The 18,322-nt window shown below is 42.8% G+C and carries 20 protein-coding genes; 7 read left to right on the top strand and 13 right to left on the bottom strand.

From position 1 onward, the window contains the following. Position 1 precedes the first annotated feature (1 nt). The gene (kdsA, locus tag H6614_01500) at positions 2 to 823 is read right to left on the bottom strand and encodes a 3-deoxy-8-phosphooctulonate synthase (GenBank protein MCB9242332.1); all 822 of its coding nucleotides are present in this window, start codon (positions 821 to 823) and stop codon (positions 2 to 4) included. A gap of 2 nt (positions 824 to 825) precedes the next feature. Then, positions 826 to 1,410 (bottom strand): RNA methyltransferase, encoded by a 585-nt coding sequence (locus H6614_01495; protein ID MCB9242331.1) that lies wholly within the window; start codon positions 1,408 to 1,410, stop codon positions 826 to 828. 83 nt (positions 1,411 to 1,493) lie between these two features. Here H6614_01495 and H6614_01490 point away from each other — a divergent pair, with 83 nt between their 5' ends. Further along, on the top strand, positions 1,494 to 2,180 hold the full coding sequence (locus H6614_01490; protein ID MCB9242330.1) for a hypothetical protein: 687 nt from the start codon (positions 1,494 to 1,496) through the stop codon (positions 2,178 to 2,180). A 14-nt stretch (positions 2,181 to 2,194) separates the two neighbouring features. Further along, positions 2,195 to 2,743 (top strand): NAD(P)H-dependent oxidoreductase, encoded by a 549-nt coding sequence (locus H6614_01485; protein ID MCB9242329.1) that lies wholly within the window; start codon positions 2,195 to 2,197, stop codon positions 2,741 to 2,743. Position 2,744: 1 nt separating this feature from the next. On the opposite strand, the gene ligA is transcribed toward H6614_01485, so the two are convergent. Both ligA and H6614_01475 read right to left on the bottom strand, forming a co-directional pair. Continuing rightward, on the bottom strand, positions 2,745 to 4,757 hold the full coding sequence (gene ligA / locus H6614_01480; protein ID MCB9242328.1) for an NAD-dependent DNA ligase LigA: 2,013 nt from the start codon (positions 4,755 to 4,757) through the stop codon (positions 2,745 to 2,747). Between the two features lie 9 nt (positions 4,758 to 4,766). Then, on the bottom strand, positions 4,767 to 5,900 hold the full coding sequence (locus H6614_01475; GenBank protein MCB9242327.1) for a helix-turn-helix domain-containing protein: 1,134 nt from the start codon (positions 5,898 to 5,900) through the stop codon (positions 4,767 to 4,769). Between the two features lie 193 nt (positions 5,901 to 6,093). On the opposite strand from H6614_01475, the gene H6614_01470 reads away from it, so the two are divergent. The 5 genes from H6614_01470 to H6614_01450 all read left to right on the top strand — a co-directional run bounded on the left by H6614_01470 (position 6,094) and on the right by H6614_01450 (position 10,383). Then, positions 6,094 to 6,795 carry a YggS family pyridoxal phosphate-dependent enzyme gene (locus H6614_01470; protein ID MCB9242326.1) on the top strand — a complete coding sequence of 234 codons (702 nt, stop codon included), beginning with the start codon at positions 6,094 to 6,096 and terminating at the stop codon, positions 6,793 to 6,795. Between the two features lie 7 nt (positions 6,796 to 6,802). Next, on the top strand, positions 6,803 to 7,420 hold the full coding sequence (locus H6614_01465) for a DivIVA domain-containing protein (protein MCB9242325.1): 618 nt from the start codon (positions 6,803 to 6,805) through the stop codon (positions 7,418 to 7,420). Next, positions 7,420 to 8,271: a purine-nucleoside phosphorylase gene (locus H6614_01460; protein ID MCB9242324.1), complete on the top strand. Its 852-nt coding sequence runs from the start codon at positions 7,420 to 7,422 to the stop codon at positions 8,269 to 8,271. The genes H6614_01465 and H6614_01460 overlap by 1 nt, the downstream gene beginning before the upstream one ends. Continuing rightward, positions 8,271 to 9,113, top strand: coding sequence for a purine-nucleoside phosphorylase (locus H6614_01455; protein MCB9242323.1), 843 nt, complete (start codon positions 8,271 to 8,273; stop codon positions 9,111 to 9,113). The genes H6614_01460 and H6614_01455 overlap by 1 nt, the downstream gene beginning before the upstream one ends. 136 nt (positions 9,114 to 9,249) lie before the next feature. After that, positions 9,250 to 10,383 (top strand): L,D-transpeptidase family protein, encoded by a 1,134-nt coding sequence (locus H6614_01450; GenBank protein ID MCB9242322.1) that lies wholly within the window; start codon positions 9,250 to 9,252, stop codon positions 10,381 to 10,383. Between the two features lie 3 nt (positions 10,384 to 10,386). Here H6614_01450 and H6614_01445 read toward each other — a convergent pair whose 3' ends face one another. The 9 genes from H6614_01445 to H6614_01405 form a co-directional block, all read right to left on the bottom strand. Further along, positions 10,387 to 10,857, bottom strand: coding sequence for a hypothetical protein (locus H6614_01445; GenBank protein ID MCB9242321.1), 471 nt, complete (start codon positions 10,855 to 10,857; stop codon positions 10,387 to 10,389). Positions 10,858 to 10,901: 44 nt separating this feature from the next. Then, positions 10,902 to 11,489 carry a hypothetical protein gene (locus H6614_01440; protein MCB9242320.1) on the bottom strand — a complete coding sequence of 196 codons (588 nt, stop codon included), beginning with the start codon at positions 11,487 to 11,489 and terminating at the stop codon, positions 10,902 to 10,904. Further along, a complete protein-coding gene (locus H6614_01435) occupies positions 11,473 to 12,213 on the bottom strand; it encodes a class I SAM-dependent methyltransferase (GenBank protein MCB9242319.1) in 741 nt (246 codons plus the stop codon). The genes H6614_01440 and H6614_01435 overlap by 17 nt, the downstream gene beginning before the upstream one ends. 19 nt (positions 12,214 to 12,232) lie before the next feature. Continuing rightward, positions 12,233 to 12,841, bottom strand: coding sequence for a recombination protein RecR (gene recR, locus H6614_01430; protein MCB9242318.1), 609 nt, complete (start codon positions 12,839 to 12,841; stop codon positions 12,233 to 12,235). A 5-nt stretch (positions 12,842 to 12,846) separates the two neighbouring features. Then, on the bottom strand, positions 12,847 to 13,179 hold the full coding sequence (locus tag H6614_01425) for a YbaB/EbfC family nucleoid-associated protein (protein MCB9242317.1): 333 nt from the start codon (positions 13,177 to 13,179) through the stop codon (positions 12,847 to 12,849). Between the two features lie 19 nt (positions 13,180 to 13,198). Next, positions 13,199 to 13,915, bottom strand: coding sequence for a ribonuclease H-like domain-containing protein (locus tag H6614_01420; protein ID MCB9242316.1), 717 nt, complete (start codon positions 13,913 to 13,915; stop codon positions 13,199 to 13,201). Further along, complete coding sequence (gene bshB1, locus H6614_01415; GenBank protein MCB9242315.1) at positions 13,915 to 14,631, bottom strand: bacillithiol biosynthesis deacetylase BshB1; 717 nt, start codon at positions 14,629 to 14,631, stop codon at positions 13,915 to 13,917. The genes H6614_01420 and bshB1 overlap by 1 nt, the downstream gene beginning before the upstream one ends. Positions 14,632 to 14,766: 135 nt before the next feature. Next, on the bottom strand, positions 14,767 to 15,918 hold the full coding sequence (locus tag H6614_01410; GenBank protein ID MCB9242314.1) for a T9SS type A sorting domain-containing protein: 1,152 nt from the start codon (positions 15,916 to 15,918) through the stop codon (positions 14,767 to 14,769). A 65-nt stretch (positions 15,919 to 15,983) separates the two neighbouring features. Next, the gene (locus tag H6614_01405; protein MCB9242313.1) at positions 15,984 to 18,131 is read right to left on the bottom strand and encodes a T9SS type A sorting domain-containing protein; all 2,148 of its coding nucleotides are present in this window, start codon (positions 18,129 to 18,131) and stop codon (positions 15,984 to 15,986) included. Between the last annotated feature and the right edge of the window lie 191 nt (positions 18,132 to 18,322).

Raw genomic sequence — 18,322 nt, 5'->3', positions numbered from 1 at the left:
ATTATTTGTTAACAAGTTTATGAATAGCCAGCAGTGATACCAGCAGTTTTTCCATATTAGCGAGCTTCATCATGTTACTGCCGTCGCTTAATGCCTTTGCAGGATTAGGGTGCGTCTCCATAAAGAACCCGTCCACACCTGCCGCCGCCGCCGCCCTGCTGAGTACCGGGATGAATTCCGGCGCTCCCGCGCTCACACCCTTGCCTCCCGACGGCATCTGCACCGAGTGCGTCGCGTCGAATATAACCGGGTATCCGCTTTCTTTCATTATCGCGAGCGACCTCATATCCACGACGAGATTATTATATCCGAAGGTTGTTCCCCGCTCGGTCAGCATTATCTTTTTATTACCCGCCGAAGCGACCTTATCAGCCTGGTACTTCATATCACCCGGAGCCATGAACTGCCCCTTCTTTATATTGATAACCTTTCCCGATGCTCCTGCAGTTTCCAGCAGCTCAGTCTGTCGTGAAAGAAAAGCCGGTATCTGCAGTATATCCACAAATTCCGCCGCTATCTCTACCTCTATCTCCGAATGAACGTCCGTCAGCACAGGCACGTCGAACTTCTTTCTCACCGCCGCTAATATAGATAGCGCTTCATCCATCCCGATCCCCCGGAATGACTTTCCCGAAGTCCTGTTCGCCTTCTGATACGACGCCTTAAATATGAACGGGATCTTTAGCTTATCCGTTATTTCCTTTAGCTTCCCGCACGTCTTAAAAACAACGTCGCGGTTCTCTACCACACACGGACCCGATATCAATAGAAAATTGTCCGTATTCCTTAATTTTAGCGATGAGATTATACTTTTGGAAAGCATGCCTACTTGTTAAGATAGATTTCTTCTTTGATTTTAAGCTCTTCCGGTGAATATTCGGATGTATCGTACATTCCCTTGCACTGCCTCTGCCGCATAGCCTCATACAAACATACTGCCGCCGCTACCGACACATTCAACGACTGCACCATCCCGTTCATCGGGATCAGAAAATTCCCATCCGACAACTCCCGAGCCTCGTCTGATACCCCTTCCTTCTCATTCCCGAATATCAGCGCCGTCCTTCCCGTCAGATCCAGATCATACAGTGACATATTTGCCTCGTTTTCATCCATATGCGTCGAATATACACTATACCCGTCGCCCTTCAACTCCCCTATGCACTCCTTCGCATTGTTAAATTTCATCCTCTCGATCCATTTTACAGCGCTACCCGACGTAATTCTCCCTATTTTTGGGAATTCATTCGTATTATAGACCAGATATATCTTATCGATTCCCACCGCGTCTGCCGTCCTGAATATCGCCGCAGCATTATGTGGGTCATGAATATTCTCGAGAATAATTGTTAGATATTTTTGACGTTTTAGAACAACATTTTTTATTTTATTGAATCTTTTTTCCGTCAAATTTTGTTAAATTTTTACTACATTAATTTTAAGTTACTTAATTCAGGCAGATTAAACAATTAACAAATCCAAAAACGAGGTCAATGACTATGCACATTCGAATGATGGTATTTATGGGCGCAATTCTTTCAGTTTTTTTAGTCTCAAACATTTCTTTTTCTCTGGATAACGACCCTTATGGTGGAGATCCCTCCAAGGGCTATGATTATCCTAATCTCGACAAACCCCAGCGCTCTCAGTGGGGATTTAATGCTATGTACAGTGAAAAGGGTTTCGGTATTTCCAGCGAGTATTTTGTTAATATCTGGAAAAATACTGACCTGGTTGCCGGGCTTGGATTCTCCAGCGTTTCCGACGACAGGGAATTTCAGGAGTTCGATTATTTCGGGAATAGCTATACACCGGATAAAGTGAACCGCGTTTTTATGGCTCCCCTTTCCATTGGAATTAAACATGCTCTGTTCCAGGATGATATTGATGGAAGCCTCAAGCCGACGGTTTCAGCCGGCGTTGCTCCGACTCTTATATTAACTAACCCGTACAGCACAAACTTTTTCCCGGCGCTTGGTAAATTTAATGCCGCGTTTGCATTCGGTCCGTATGCGGGGATCGGCCTGAACTTCACTCAAAACAAAAGTGTAGCGTACAGCTTTAATATTAATTACTACTACCTGCCCGTTATCGGAAAGGAAGTGATGAGTTTGCAGAATAAACCCATCGATAATGTAGGTGGCGTTCAATTTACAGTTGGTATAAACCTTCTCCACTAAAAACAGGATCTACATTGAAGATTGTTGCAATTGCAGGGAGCCTCAGAAGAGGCTCCTATAACAAAATGGCTATGCGTTACATAGTCGATGGCGCTAGAGACGCGGGTGCTGATGTCGAAGTCCTCGACCTCAAAGAATATGACTTCCCGATTTTTGATGGCGATGTCGAAGCGCAGGGTCTTCCGGAAAAAGTAGTTGAGTTTAAAACAAAGATCGAGGAAGCTGACGGACTGATAGTTGTAACACCCGAATACAACCACGGAATACCCGGTGGTTTAAAAAACGCCATAGACTGGGCATCCAGAAGGGGAAATTCATTCAGAGACAAATTCGTTGCCATAGCCGGGGCTTCTAACGGATCGTGGGGGACTACACGATCGCAAATTGCGATGCTCCCTGTACTAAGATCACTCCGGATGTTCCTTCTCCCTACTCAGTTATACATTCCTAATGCAGGTGACGTATTCGATGAAAACGGTGATATTAAAAACGAGACAATTAAAGAAAGACTATTAGACCTCGGTAAAGAATTAGTGGAAGTAATAACTCGTTGGAACAAATAGCCTACTTTATCAGCTTCTCAAATTCCTTCTCATTGATCACCTTTACACCTAGGGAGTTTGCCTTATCCAGCTTACTGCCTGCTTCGGCGCCGGCAAGCACAAAGTCCGTCTTTTTGCTCACGGAGCCTGAAACTTTTCCGCCCGCATCTTCGATCAGTTGCTTTGCATCCTCCCTCTTATACTTTTCCAGCGTTCCGGTAAGCACAAAGGTCTTGCCTTCGATATCTTTGTTTATCTTGGACGGGTCTTTCCTGGCAGATTCAAAATTCAGTCCGGCTTTTTTAAGCTTATTGAGAAGATTAACGTTATCCTTAACCTTAAAATAATCCGTTACGCTCTTCGCGATTGTAGGTCCGATCTCATAAACATTGTTTATGTCGTCTTCGGAAGCCTTCTCCAGCGCCTCCATCGAACCGAAATGATCGGCAAGTAGCTTGGCTGTTCTCTCACCTACATGTCTAATTCCTATCGCGTACAATACCTTGTCGAATGGCTTTTCCTTTGATTTTTCGACCGAGTCCAGCAGGTTATCCACGCTTTTCTTGCCAAAGCGCTCTATCTTTAAAATATCTTCCTTATGTTTATAAAGATCATATATATCCGCGAAGTTCTTCAGAAAACCCTGGTCGCGGAATATCTCCAGTATGCTCGTTCCCAATCCGTCTATCTCCATCGCGTTCCTGGAAACAAAATGCTCCATCCTGCCTTGCACCTGCGCCTCACATGAAAAGTTAGGACAATAATAGTTTACTTCGTCTTCAGGTTTTATAAGCTTCGTGTTGCATACGGGACATCTCTCCGGAGGATGATACACCTTCGTTCCCTTAGGTCTTTCATCTTTGACCACTTCGATTACCTTTGGTATTACGTCACCCCCTTTTTCTATCTTTACAAAGTCTCCTATACGGATATCCAGGCGTTTTATCTCGTCGAAGTTATGTAACGTGGCGCGTTTTACCGTCGAACCTGCGAGAAAGACCGGTTCGAGTTCCGCTACCGGTGTGATCGTTCCTACTCTTCCAACCTGGCATGTAATATCCTTCAATTTTGTAATTTGCTCTTTGGCTTTGAACTTGTATGCTATTGCCCATCTCGGTGAGCGTGAGACAGTCCCTATTTCTTCCTGGAGTGCAAAAGAATTTACTTTTATTACGACGCCGTCTATTTCATAATGAAGGTCTTCACGGAGCTTCTCTATCCTCTCACAGTAATCCTTTACCTGGTGAATGTCTTTTGCTGTTTCGAAATGTTCATTGACTGGGAATTTTAATTTTTCCAGTAACTTCATCGTTTCATACTGGGTTTTCAGATTCACCTCATCGCTCATCAGTGCGTATGCGTAGAAATTAAGCGGACGCTTTGCCACTATCCTGCTGTCTTTCACCTTTAGCGTGCCCGCTGCGGTATTCCTCGCGTTCGCAAATATCTTCTCCCCTTTCTCTTCCTGTTCTTCGTTTATCCTTATAAAATCATGCTTGCGGAAAAATACTTCCCCCCTGACTTCGAAATTCTTAAGCTCTTTGGTGTCTACTGTCAAAGGGATTACCTTAATTGTCTTAACGTTCTTGGTAATATTATCACCCTTTGTCCCGTCCCCTCTTGTGGCTCCTTCCACTAATATACCGTCTTTGTAAGTAAGAGAGATTGCTACTCCGTCGAATTTCATCTCACACTCATACTCAAATTTATCCGACCCGACAATGTTCTTGACTCTTTTATCAAAATCTTCCAGTTCTTTGAAGTTGTAGGAGTTCTGAAGCGACAGCATCGGTACTTTGTGATAAACCACGTCGAACTTGTTCATTGGCTCACCTGAGACTCTCTGCGTCGGCGAATCCGGGGTTACAAGGCTTGGATACTTTTTCTCATACTTCTCGAGTTCTTTGAGTAGCATGTCATATGTATAGTCGTCTATGTCCGGCTCGGCGAGGACATAATACTTATGATCTGCATCCTGTATCTTTTTACGTAGGGTTTTTACCTTTTTGACTATATCAGCCGGAGGGTTGGGCATTGCTCTAAATTACTTGTTATTGGTTTGATCTCCCGTTTTAGTCGTATCTTTTAGATTCTCTCTGGAGATCAGATAGTTCTTTACAGTTTTCTCCTTAATATCAATTTTCTGCCCGTTTAGTTCAACTGTAAAAGCCGAGGTGTTGGGAGATGTAATAAGGAATGACCTTGTGGCTCTCCATTCTCCTTCCTGGTTACCAGTAAATGAGATCTTCTCGGGATTTTCGATATTCGTGGAATCTTCCACTACAATAACCGATCCTGACCTGATACTTACTATTTTCAAAACCATTGTATCCAGATTCTGCTGAATAAGTCTTTGCTGTTCTTCTTCCGCTTTCCTGATAGAATCCCTTATCTCTTCCTCTGTCCTTTTACCGAGTATCTTTCTTTCGTTTTCCTTTACCACGTCATCAAATTTTTGTCTCACTATTTCGGACCCGTTTTCATTTCCGCCATCCAGAAACACTGCCTTTACCATATAATATAGACCGATGAGGATTAATACTGAAAGAAAAAATAAACCTATACCCTTTAGCACAGACGGCTGAACTTTATCGCCTCCGTTATCTATCGACTTTAATTTTTTTACAGACGGAGGAACAGGTTCGGTTTCAGGTTTAATTTCTTTTGAAGTTGTTATTGGGTCGGGTTCCGGTGGTTTATCGGGAGTGATTCGTACTCGCTTTTTCCTGTTTGATTTTTCTACCGGTGGTTCTTCTGTTTTCTTTTGAACTTCTTTCTCCTCCGGCTCTTTTTTATCTTCCTTCTTTACTTCTTTTTCCGTTTCCTTTTTATCTTCACTCTTCGTTTCTTTTTCTGCAACCGATTTCTTTTCATCTGCTTTGTCTTCCTTTTTCTCTTTCTCCGGTTCCTTCTTTTCTTCGGTGGCAAACTTGGATTTATATTCTCCTCTTTTTGCCAGGTCATAATCTTTAATCACTTCAGCGGGATCTAGTTCCACTGCGTTTGCGTATTCCTTGATAAAGGCGCGTATGTATATTTCCTGCTGAAATGAAAAATCGCCGTTTTCAAGGTTCCTTAGGAAAACTTCGTTAATTCTTGTTTGTGCAGATATTTCGGGAAGGGAGATTTTAAGTTTTTCTCGTTGTAGCTTTAGATCGTTTGCAAAATCTTTGAGCATTTGATCAGGTCTATTATTATAATTTTTCGTAAATTATCTCATTTTTTATTAACTTTAAAGTAAGATTTTCGGTAGAAAGTTAAAAAATTGTAAATTTTTGCATAAAAATTAGCTGTTTACAATTTACTCTACACTGTTTATATTATTTGTAAATTGAAAATCGTCAATAATCACCTTATATTTCCACAAATTTATGTCCTTTGAAAACATAAAAGATAATTATTCCCGTTTAAAGAAAAGTATTAAAGACACGTGTGAAAAATGCGGGAGACACGAGGATGAGATAAAACTTGTTGCGATCAGCAAGACATTTCCCGCTAGCGACATAGCCGATCTGTATGAACTCGGTCACAGGGACTTCGGTGAAAATAAAGTTCAGGAGCTTGGTGAAAAAGAAAAAGAGTTAAGGGAAAAAGATATTTACTGGCACCTGGTCGGACATCTTCAGTCTAATAAAGTAAAGTTCATCGTAGATTACGTTAGCCTTATACATTCAGTGGACAGCATCAGGCTTGCCGATGAAATACAAAGACGCGCTTCTAAAGCAAGCAAGCTGATAGATATACTTGTCCAGGTTAATACCAGCGACGAGGAATCCAAATTCGGAATAGAACCGGGTGAAGTAAAAGTCCTCTGTGCTGAAATCGGAAAACTTGAGAATGTGAGACTGAGAGGCTTGATGACAATTGGAAAATTAACCGACGACGAAAAAGAAATACGGGAAAATTTCCGCACCTTGAAAAACCTCTTCAGCGAATTGAAGCCCTTGAATAAAGATTTTAAATACCTCTCTATGGGAATGACCTCGGATTACCGTATCGCCATAGAAGAGGGCTCTAATATGCTCCGTATTGGGAGCGCTATTTTTGGAGAAAGAGATTACAGTAACCAATAAAATTATAATGAACATTACATCAAAAGACATACGGAAAAGAGATTTTAAAAAGACCCTGCGCGGGTACGACCCAAACGAGGTGGATGCCTTTCTGGATACTATCAGCTCGCATTTTGAGAAGATGATGATTGAGAATAAAAATTATCAGGAAAGGATAAAAGCGCTCGAATCTGATGTCGAGGTCTATCGCGAAAATGAACAAACCCTGCAAAAAGCTATCGTCAAATCACAGGACCTTGCCGACGAGATAGTCTCTAACGCAAAGAAAAAAGCCGAACTCCTTAATAAGGAAGCCGAGCTGAATGTAAAAAACTATAAACAGAGCCTCGAAGAAGAAATAATAGGCAAAAAGCAGGAGCTCGAAGAAATAAAGCTCCGCAACGAAAGGCTTATCGAAGAAGTGAGAAACTTCATCGAAGAAAAACTTTCCGACTTCGAAGACTTCTTCAAAAGCCACAAGATCTACAAAATGGAGCTTACCTCCGACTTTAAATTCGACGATACCGAGAGAGAAGAGGAAGGAGAAGATATGGGCAGTAAGATAAAGCTTAGCCCCGGTAATCCGGTTAGCGGACCCCCCGAAAACCAGACAAAGCCGTTTGATGATAATTTCGAAGCTAAATAATGACGGAATCACCTCCTGTACAAGGTCACTCCCCTGCTCCGGCACTCGGCCCTGAATACGCCCTTGCGCTTGCTCACATACGCGCCGCTGTAACCGATGATTACCCGGTCGGGATCATACTCGGCACCGGCCTCGGCCGCCTGGTCGACCACATCGACATCGAACACTCGATCGACTACTCGTCCATCCCGTCCTTTCCCGTCCCTACATTGGAGTTTCACGGCGGAAAATTAATCTTTGGTAAGATCGCCAACAAAAATGTCGTCGTAATGTCGGGTAGATTTCATCACTATGAGGGATATGATCACGCAAAGATAACGTTTCCGGTGCACGTGATGAAGGAGCTCGGGGTGAAGGTATTAATTGTGTCGAATGTGAGCGGATCGCTGAATCCGAGCTACCGGAAGTCCGAGCTCATGGCAATCACATCGCATATAAATCTCCATCTCAATACGCCACTAAGAGGATTACCACTGCCGGTGAACACAGTGAATGAGAATCCGTACTCGCAGGAGATGGTGAACCTGCTGGCAAAGATCGCGCTGATAAACAACATCGAGCTAAAGCGCGGGACATATGTAACGGTAACGGGACCAAATCTCGAGACAAAAGCAGAATACAGAATGCTGAGAATGATCGGAGGAGACGTGGTGGGAATGTCGACAGTGCCGGAAATATTAATTGCGGGGAGGCTGGGGATGATGGTCGTAGGAATATCCATCATCACGGACGAGGGATATCCCGATACGCTGAAGCCCGCTTTTCTGAAAGAGATACTCGAAGCGGCGGCTATCGGCGAGCCAAAGCTAACATTACTCACATTAAAATTCATAGAACAACTCGTACTATAATGAGCGAACAAAGAAAACACGCAGTCTCTGCGGCGAAACACATTAAGAAAATGTACCCGGCAAATTTCAGTCCAAAGACCGCGCTGATAACGGAAGAGAATTTCAAGTTGGGTAACGATATAAAAGTAAAGGACAGTATTAATTATTCGGATATTCCTCCGCTACTGGAAACAAGCTGGGAAAGCGGTAAGGGAAAGATGATGTTTTGCAAAGCAGGGAAAGCGGACGTATTGGTGCTGAACGGAAGGTACCATTACTATGACGGAATCTCGATGGAAGACATCGGGCACGTAATCTATATTTTGAAAGAGCTGGGAATAAAGAAGATAGTCTCGATAGATGAGACGGGACATCTGCATCCGAGATTCGACTGCGGTGAGATAGCGCTTGTGCTGGATCACATTAACCTCATGGGAAGCAATCCTCTTATCGGGGAGAATGATGATGAGCTCGGAATTCGTTTTCCGGACATGAGCAACGCTTACGATGAAAAGCTCTTTAATAAGATCAAAGCAATATTAGTAAAGGGTGAAGTACCATTTCACGAATCGATATATGTAGGTATAACAGGACCGGCAAGCGAGACTGATGCCGAGGCAAGATTTTACAGACAGATACTAGGTGATGTGCTAGGGTACTCTCTAGTTCCAGAAAATATAACGGCGGTGCATGCCGGAATACAATTCGCAGGAATAGGTTTAATTACAAGAAACCTCGTAGCAGATGTAATGCTGGATGATACGCGCATACTCGAACAAAAGCGACGGGACAGAGATAAAAGTCTGTCAAAAGCACAGAAAATTCTTACTAAAGCATTAAAAAACATACTTGAGGCTATATAGGAATTTCATTTCAATAAAGCCAAGTATTTTATAATTTGTACGAACTCAACCTCATCGTTCCAATAGTGCTGGCAAAACCATTAAAAGGAACGAATTCTACACAAATTAGTATAAACGGTAACAATTTCTCAAACCAATGGTAAAAATGCTACTAAAAAACAGGATATTTTATTTGGGCTTAATGATATTTATGATCGCCGGGTTGCGCGCTAACGCGCAGAACCTTGCATCGGATACCGCACCAAAAACAAGCGACCCGAAGGTCGGTACGCAAAAATTCGAGGTAGAGACAGAGAGCATTACCGAAGCGGATGAAAGCATGGAGACGTATCTCCGCGACCAATTCCCGATAATATCGGACGAAGCGGTTTCCGACATAATAAACTCACGTGAATACAAAGTCGAAAGACAGATCGAAGCAATAGACACAGTAAGGCATGATACCATTTACCATTATAAATATTTCTATGAAGTAGGGAAAAATTACCTGGTGGATACGGCAAAGATAATGTGGGAGCTCAACATCCCGGAATTTCGTTCGAGGATCTACCAATTTTATAATGGCGATACGGTATTGATAGATACGTGGAATAACGTAGTTGGCAAAATAACCGACAAGACATACGCCGGTCATTTCGAGGCATATAAACTGAGGAATTGGCCCTCATGGAAAGATCCCGATCCAAAGAAAGCTCATTTGAACGCGACCCCCCCGGGACCGAACAACCCGCTGGGTCTATTCGTAGTTCACTACGATGAGAACTCACTGAGGTACTTTCACGGGACGAACAAGAACAAACTCGTATATAGCGAGATGAGAAACCTCTCTCACGGCTGTGTAAGGAATGACAACGACAACATCGCGAAGATGAAGGAGTTTATCATCAAGCGTGTCGTAAAAACCGACGACCTGAGCGGATGGCTGGACAGCAAAAAGTCCATGATATACATGATGAACGACCCAGATAAATTCCCGGTCGAGATATACTACAAGACCTTCGATATAAACTCCGATAGTTTTGGACCATACATAGAATTTTATAAAGATATCTATAACTACGAATCAGGAAAGATCGACACAAGGCTGAACGACCCATCAATGATAATACTCACTTCAAAAGAGAACATCATCGAGGAATTCAAAAAGGAATTCAATAAAGGTTTAACGGTCGAGGAGCTAAGCTTAGTTATAGACAAACTTTTGCCGAACAAGAAATACTACGAAAAGTATTATTTTGCAGATCTAAAGGAAAAGTATTTAAAGCAGTAATTTTTAGAAGCTCTCGTCGCGCCATTTAACTATCTTCCATTTATCGTCGGCAGTCGGACGGGCAAGCGTGAAATCGGCAAACCCCGCAAGGCTTATAATGTCATTGGCATTAAAGGTGACAGTAAGACTAAATCCCCTCTTTACAACGTAGTTTAAAGAATCTCCCGACTGGTAGATTATATTATTCCATATTACTTCGAGCCGCTGTGTATTATTGAATAATCCGTTTGTGGTTTTCATTTCGGTAGGTCTGTCCCAGCTCACATCGAAACCCGTCTCATAATCACGGTACGTAAAGATAAAGTTTTCGGCAAGCAGGTTGCCGTAAACAGTCGTGTCCTTAAAAGTGTATGAATACTGGAAATTCTGAAAGACTCCCTCGATAGTTTTTTGGTCGGTTAAAATGCTCGAAGGGGATGAAGTATCGAGTTTAGGCGAAAACAAATTATCACAGGATGAGATGCCCCCAACCATAATAATAAACAGCACAAACCATATTATGCCGTTCCTTTTATTCATTAATTAGCAAATCCTGCTTTTAAAACGCTCCATGTTGTATCGGTTGAATTATTTTTGAAGTCGTACCATTCCTGAATAGCCCAGAAATTATTCGCATTGGGTACGAGTATAAAACGGAGTTTTCCTTTAACCTGCTTTGCAACGGTCTCCCTGGTATGGTCGAACACCATAAGATAGTCCGCATCATAAACTGCGCTATCGAGCGTATTGAAAACCTGTTCATTAGACAGGAACAACGTAGATGTAGCCCCGGCATCTGTCAGCGAAAGCAAGTTAGTATAATAGGTTCTTTCTTTGTGAATGTCCCAGTTATTCAAGGTCGGATATTGTATAAGAGATTCGATGTCAGCATTGAACTTAAATTCAGCCGGCGCGTAACTCGTATCGACGAAACAGCTCATGTAATTATTGAGATTCTTTTCAGCGATGGCAAACTGGAGGTTTTGAATGACAATATCGTATGACGTTGGAGGAGTAAAATTAGACCTCGGATCTTCCGGAGGTTCGACGGCGCGTGTGCTGAAAATATCACAGCCTGCCAGAAAAACAAAAGCAAGTAATATTAGTATTTTATAGTTTCTGAGCAAAAAGTATTATCCTCTTCGATTCCTTTAAATTATAAGGATTTCCGAAATAATCACCGTATTTTTTGATTATCCTTAAATTAAAACTTTCAAACGCCCTTTTGAGTTCAGAAAAAGTGTATAATTTAAGCTGTTCTTTATATTTAAGTTCTTTTTTAGCCGACACTATCCTGATATTTTTTATCACAAAATCATCAACTATGCGCCTTCTTTGGTGCAGTATCTCGTCATCTATCTTCGTCCGGTTATAATGAACAATATTATTTATGAGGTAGTCCTTATTAAGAAAATCGAGGACGAACCAACCCTTCTTTCGGATCGAATCAGAAGCATTTTTTATGACAAGAAAATTTTCTTCATCATTATCGAAATAGCCGAAGCTGGTAAAAAGGTTGACAGCGAGATCGAACCTGCCTTTAAAATTATAATGTCTCATATCCTTTTTTACAAAGCTGACGTGAAGAGGTTTTTCATTAGCTTTTTTGCAAGCAATACGCGCCTCTTTAAGCAGGAATTCTGAAAGGTCGAGACCGGTCACTCTGTAGCCACGGCGGGCAAGTTCAAGCGAATGCCTCCCTGCTCCACAGGCAATATCCAGCACTTTGTCGTCTTTTTTTATGGGGATAGTTCTTTGAATGAGATTGATGAGATGACGCGCATCTTCATCGTTGCGGTGTTTGTATAGTTTAAGATAGAACTTACTTGAGAACCAATTTTTATACCACATAAAAAGTTTTTTGTAAACGTTAAGCGTTCACTCTTCCTTCGATAGCTTTCGCAAGCGTTACTTCGTCGGCAAACTCAAGGTCAGCTCCTATCGGAATACCCCTGGCAATCCTGGTTACCCTGATGCCGAGGGGTTTAAGGAGCTTGGTAATGTATAGCACGGTTGTCTCGCCCTCTACGTTTGGATTGAGGGCAAGGATAACCTCTTCCACATCCGGCACACCGTCTCCCCCCATTCTATGCAAAAGTTCTTTGATGCGGATGTCTGCCGGACCGATACCTTCAAGCGGAGAGATCCTGCCGTGAAGGACGTGATAAAGTCCTTTGTACTCGTTGGTCTTTTCTATCGCATAAACATCATGAGGCTCCTCGACAATACATATCGTCGTCCTGTCCCTGCGGTCGGATGAGCATATACGGCATCGTTCATCCTCGGTGATATTACAGCAGACATTGCAAAACTTAATAAGTCTTTTTGTATTCACGAGGGCATTGGCAAATTTTTCCACTTCGCTTTTAGGCTGTTTGATAATATACATAGCCAGACGCTGTGCGGTCTTTCTGCCGATCTGAGGGAGCTTTGAAAGTTCCTGTATCAGTTCCTCAAGGGAGTCAGACGAGTTTATCATAATAATTAAAATCCGGGAAGATTCAAGCCCGGTATATTCGGGAGCATTCCCGTTACTTTAGACATTTCTTCATTCGCCATTTTCTGGGCGCTTTCGAGAGCCTTATTCACAGCGGCGATCACGAGGTCTTCCAGCATTTCGGGCTCGTCGGGATTAACGATCTCTTTTTCGATCTCTATTTTCATGATCTGGTTCTTGCCGTTAGCAGTGACCTTTACCATACCGCCTCCGGATTCCTCGGTAACAGTCTTGTTTTCAAGCTCCTGCTGAATCTTATCCATCTCTTCCTGCATCTTTTTCATCTGCTTCATCATTCCCTGCATTTGTTTCGGATTCATTTTAATCTCCTTAGTTATATTAAATATTTAAAAATTTATTCCAAATTTTGAAAAGCTCCGCCTCCGCTATCGCATCCTCAGCAGCATAATCAGCTATTTTTTTGTATTCCCCGCTATTATATAGTTCGGTCACCTTATCGCCCTTTACTCCCCCATCCTTAGGGCTCCTTACACCGAGCCTTTTACAGTAAAAATCCAGAGAGAACTTCCTTCTCGCGCCGTGCGGTGAATGCCTGTTGAAAGTAAATTCTTTTAGCAGGTCGATATGATAATCGCGGAAAGTGAAGTCACTACCCTGCATGAAATTGAACGTAGGGCGAACACCCATCTCGAAGGATTTTAGCATCATGTACGGGCAATCAAACTCTCTGCCGTTAAAGGTAACGAACAGGTTATAATTCTTTGCAGCGATGATCTTCCAGAACTGCTCAACGATCTCTTTTTCCGTGCCCTGCACATAGGTCATGGAGTCACGTTCGGGTAAAAGCGCGGGATCTTTGTCGCAGTTAATCAACACACAACCTTTTTCGTCGTTGACATCCCACATTGATACGGCGACGAGCTTTGATGTGAAGGAATTAAAGACAAGCTCCTCGATTATCCTGACGCGCATGTCGTCATCTTTTGCATACTGGAGGAGGTATGTCTTCGTCTCCTCGTCAAAGAAGGTTTCGAAATCGTGCGCGGCAACTTCTATGTCAAAGACAAGTATTTTTCTTCTATCTATCTCTATCATCAAATCTCGAAAATTGTTTCAGCGTCGGCTTTGACGGATTCATAGGAAAAGAACGGTTCACCGAACTCCACGCCGATCTTAAAGCCATAGTGGCGGGCGCGGGCTTCGATCTCTTTATAGAATAATTCACTGCTTATCAATGTAACGGGTTCGTTTTGTTCGTAGCCGGGATTAAAGAATTGCGAGCCATAGGATTTTATTGCGTGCATTTTTATGTCGAAGGTGTCGGATATATCGAACACGAAGCTCACGGGTATATCATACGCCTGCGGGTAGTAATAGACTTTGTGCGGGCGGTGCGGGTCATTTCCATCGGCGATCTTTGCGAGGCCGGAGTAGAATGCGGCTTCACGTATGAGCTCGCTCGCGTGAATATGATCCGGGTGACGGTCACCGGGATAGGGCGCGAAGACGAGCGCGGGTTTATATTTTCTTATTACCGAGATTACCTTTAGGCGCGAGTCGGGATCGTTGGTGATGTTTCCGTCGCTGAGGGCGAGATTTTCGCGGATGGACGCGCCGAGTATTTCCGTTGCGGCGGCGGTCTCTTTTTCTCTTAATTCAGGATTTCCGCGAGAGCTAAGCTCGGCTTTAGTGAGGTCGATGATGCCGATCTTTTTGCCTGCTTTTACGAGCTTTGCGGCAGTACCGCCGCAGGTTAGCTCTACATCGTCAGGATGAGCGCCAAAGAATAATACGTCAAGTTTTTCGGTCAAACGTTAATTATAGATTTATATAAAGATATTGAGATATATATTAAATTAAATGATAAATGAAAAGCCCTTGCTTTCCGGTCAAGAAGCAAGGGCTAGCGGTAAAAATGGTAATATAAGGAGAAGTTAATTGCTGCTCTATTTTATAAGAACCATACGATTTACCAGTGAATTATTAGTAGTTTTCAAGACGTAGTAATATACACCGCTCGGGAGACCCGAAGCATCAAACTCGCGGGAATACTCTCCTTTGCTCAAGCGGTTATTTTCCAATACTCTTATCACCTGACCGAGCGAATTAAAGACGGTGAGCTTAACATCATCGCTTTCGGCAAGTGTAAAATTTATTTTTGTTGAAGGATTAAAAGGGTTGGGGTAGTTCCAGAGTTTATAATCCGCAACGCCATTAAATCCATTTCCAATATTTGTAAGAACAGGCGGATTTATCGTGCTATCGAGTACGTACCAGAGATAGTTAGACACGGGTACGCAATCCTGTTTATAATACCACCAAAAATATCCGCCGATATAATTAGGCGTAGTTATGTCCATGCTGTAGTATCTTCTGATGTAATCGGCTTTTCTATTATTATGGTGAGTACCGCATTCACCGATACCAAGCTTTGAATTCGGGAAAAGTACACTCAGGCTGTCAAACACCTCCTGCCAGTTAGGCTGGTAATTATTACAATCGTCCTCATAATATGACACGAGGAGGTAATCAACTCCCATCCTGATACTATCAGGAAGGCTCTCGTTCACCCAGCGGAACATTTCATTGCCGGCATTATCCCAGCATTCATGATTATAGTACAGGGTGAGCGCGGTTTTCTTACCGGCATTCTTTATAATAGAGTAAGCATTTCCGATCTTGCCAAGGACGCTGTTTATAGAGCCGAGCCATTCGCCGTTAACCTCATTGCCTATTTCCCAAATATCAACTTTATCACCCAATTCATTAAGATATTCATTCACCCTATTCTTAAACTGGTTTTGACTGTACTGGTTCATATAATAGCTATCAAGAATCTCACCCATTATATCCGCGACAGTATCTATTCTATTAACGGGTGCGGTATATTCAGCAGCCGGTATCCATTCATCAAATACAATTCTAACTGTAGGTCTGCGAGAAAGCTGGTGTAGCGAGTTGACGATATTATTAAGACCATTTACTGCGTCAACTGTCACACCGTACACTTTTGAACTGTCACCCGGCATCGACATCAGCGACTGTGAATACAAAAGAAATATTAAGCTGAGACATAAAGCAAATTTGCTTTTTCTCATTTTACAATTAGATTAAAGTGACCGGGACAGAAAGCCTGTCCCGGCTGAGCAATTTCTGATTAAAATTATTTGATAAGAACCATTCTCTTAGTTTCTACAAACTCCCCGGCTTTTATCCTGTAGAAGTATATCCCGCTCGGTACTGAAGAAGCATCGAATACATAATTGTATCTTCCTGCCTGCAGAGATGAATTAACAAGTACCGCTACCGACTGTCCGAGTGTATTGTAAACCGTTAGATTTACATCTGACCTTTCGGGAAGATCAAAGCTAATGCTTGTAGAAGGATTGAACGGGTTAGGATAATTCTGCATTAAGCCAAACCTGTCCGGAATTATCGAGGTGTTTACATTTAGTCCGGTTACGATCGAGGTCTGGAAGTTCCAAACCGGTGAATAGGGTCCTTCACCTGCTTCATTCTTAGCTCTTACTCTCCAGTAATACCAGGTAGAGTGTGAGAGAAGACCCGCAGGAATAGTAAAATTAGAAGCGAGAAGCCCCGCCGAATCGAGTTCAGGTGACGCAAATGAGCTATCGCTGGAGATCTCTATTCTGAATGACTCCGCTGAAGCTATATCGAGCCAATCGGTATCGAAAACCAGATTAAGACCCAGCGTTCCGCTCGGCGGTGATACAAGCACCGGTGCAGAAGGAAGCTCAACAGCCGTACGGAAGTGCCAAACGGGTGACCATTCTCCGCTTTCACAGAGACTTCTTCCCCTGACCCTCCAATAGTATGTAGTAGAGTTATCAAGCATTCCCGGAGGAACCGGGTAGCTAGTACCAGAGATCGTATCAGTACTTAATACAATGTTTGAGAAAGTAGAATCGTCTGCCAGCTGTAACTGATACTCAATCGAATTTTGAGCGGTGTTCCAGTCAAGCAAAGGAGTTAATGTAATATTAGTAGCATTATTAGCCGGAGCAGTCAGAGCAGTATTTCCGGGCGACGGCACAAGAGTAGTAAAGTTCCTGGTCGAAGACCACTGACCTGTCCCAACTTCATTGGTCGCCATAACACGCCAGTAATATTTTGTATTTAGTGCAAGCGTTCCATTTGGAACGTCATAATATGTATCGTTAATGTTATTTACATCTATCAAGGTTGTCGAAAAGTTAGAGCTTAGCGACAACTGTACTCTATAGAATGCTATCGGGTCGGGAACGGAATTCCAATCCAGCCTGACAGTCAATGATTGGCATGTAGAGTTGTTTCCCGGCGCAGTTTGTCCCGGCTGTGTCGGCAGAAGCCATCCGCCTGTGGTTGTACGTCTGATAGTACCAAAGTCACCCACGACTACCCCATGAGTAATACTCGTAAAGTGCACACCTCTAAGCCAATCGGATGTATTGCTGACCTGATTCTTAAAGTTTGCTCCGTTATCGGATGACCTTCTGATTGTACCATTATCACCAACGATGGTGCCTGTGTTCATATCTACAAAATGGATCCCGCTAAGCCACCTGGATGTACCGCTCGATTGGCTGGACCACGATGACCCTGCATTCGTCGATTTTCTCATTGCTCCAAGTTCCCCAGCAGAGAGACCTTTATCATTGCTCACAACAAATACCGCAAAGAGGTCACTGCTGGTACCGCTTGTTACGCTCGACCAGGAAGCACCGCCATTAGTCGTTCTGAGAGTTTTACCTGACAGACCGACTATTAAACCCGTATTAGCATTTTTAAAACCAAGTCCCATCAGGTTGATGTTGGTTCCGCTGGAAATTTGCGTCCACGAATTTCCTCCGTTCGTGGTTCTCATTATAATCCCGTACCAACCTGAAATAATACCCGTACTAGAACTCACAAAATAGATACCGTTCAAAACCGAAGCATTGATACCGGTATTGATCGTACTCCAGGAGTTTCCCCCATTCGTTGTTTTTAAAACCACACCACCGTCACCGGATGCAAAACCCGTATTTGAACTGGTGAAATAAACGGCATAAAGGTCAAAGAAAGTATTGCTGTTTTTAGAAACCCAGCTAGCTCCTCCGTCGGTAGTTTTTAGGATCGTACCGGCATGCCCAACAATAATACCAGTATTATCGTTGATCATGTAAACAGCATTAAGATTATTATTTGTACCGCTGGATTGAGTCATCCACCCGTAAGGAGGAGTCTGCGAAAAAGACTCAGTTACTAACGCGCATAGCAGAATAGTAATCACCAGCGCGGCTAGAAGTGATAGAAAGTATTTTGAGTTCATGGTTTACCCCACTTTTATTTAGTATTTAGCTTTTGCCAGAGCTAATGAGAGAGTAGGGAGATAAATTAGTAATTTTACTTATTTCAAATTCTATTTATTAGTAAAATTACTTTGACATGAATTTGAATAAAAAAAATAGCTTTGTCAAGAGGTAAAACGCGGAACTATGTAAAAACTCTAAACTTAGCTAA

The sequence above is a fragment of the Ignavibacteriales bacterium genome, from assembly GCA_020635255.1.
Taxonomy (GTDB): domain Bacteria; phylum Bacteroidota; class Ignavibacteria; order Tepidaquicellales; family Tepidaquicellaceae; genus JAEYVS01.
This window is presented reverse-complemented; position numbering and strand designations above follow the sequence as displayed.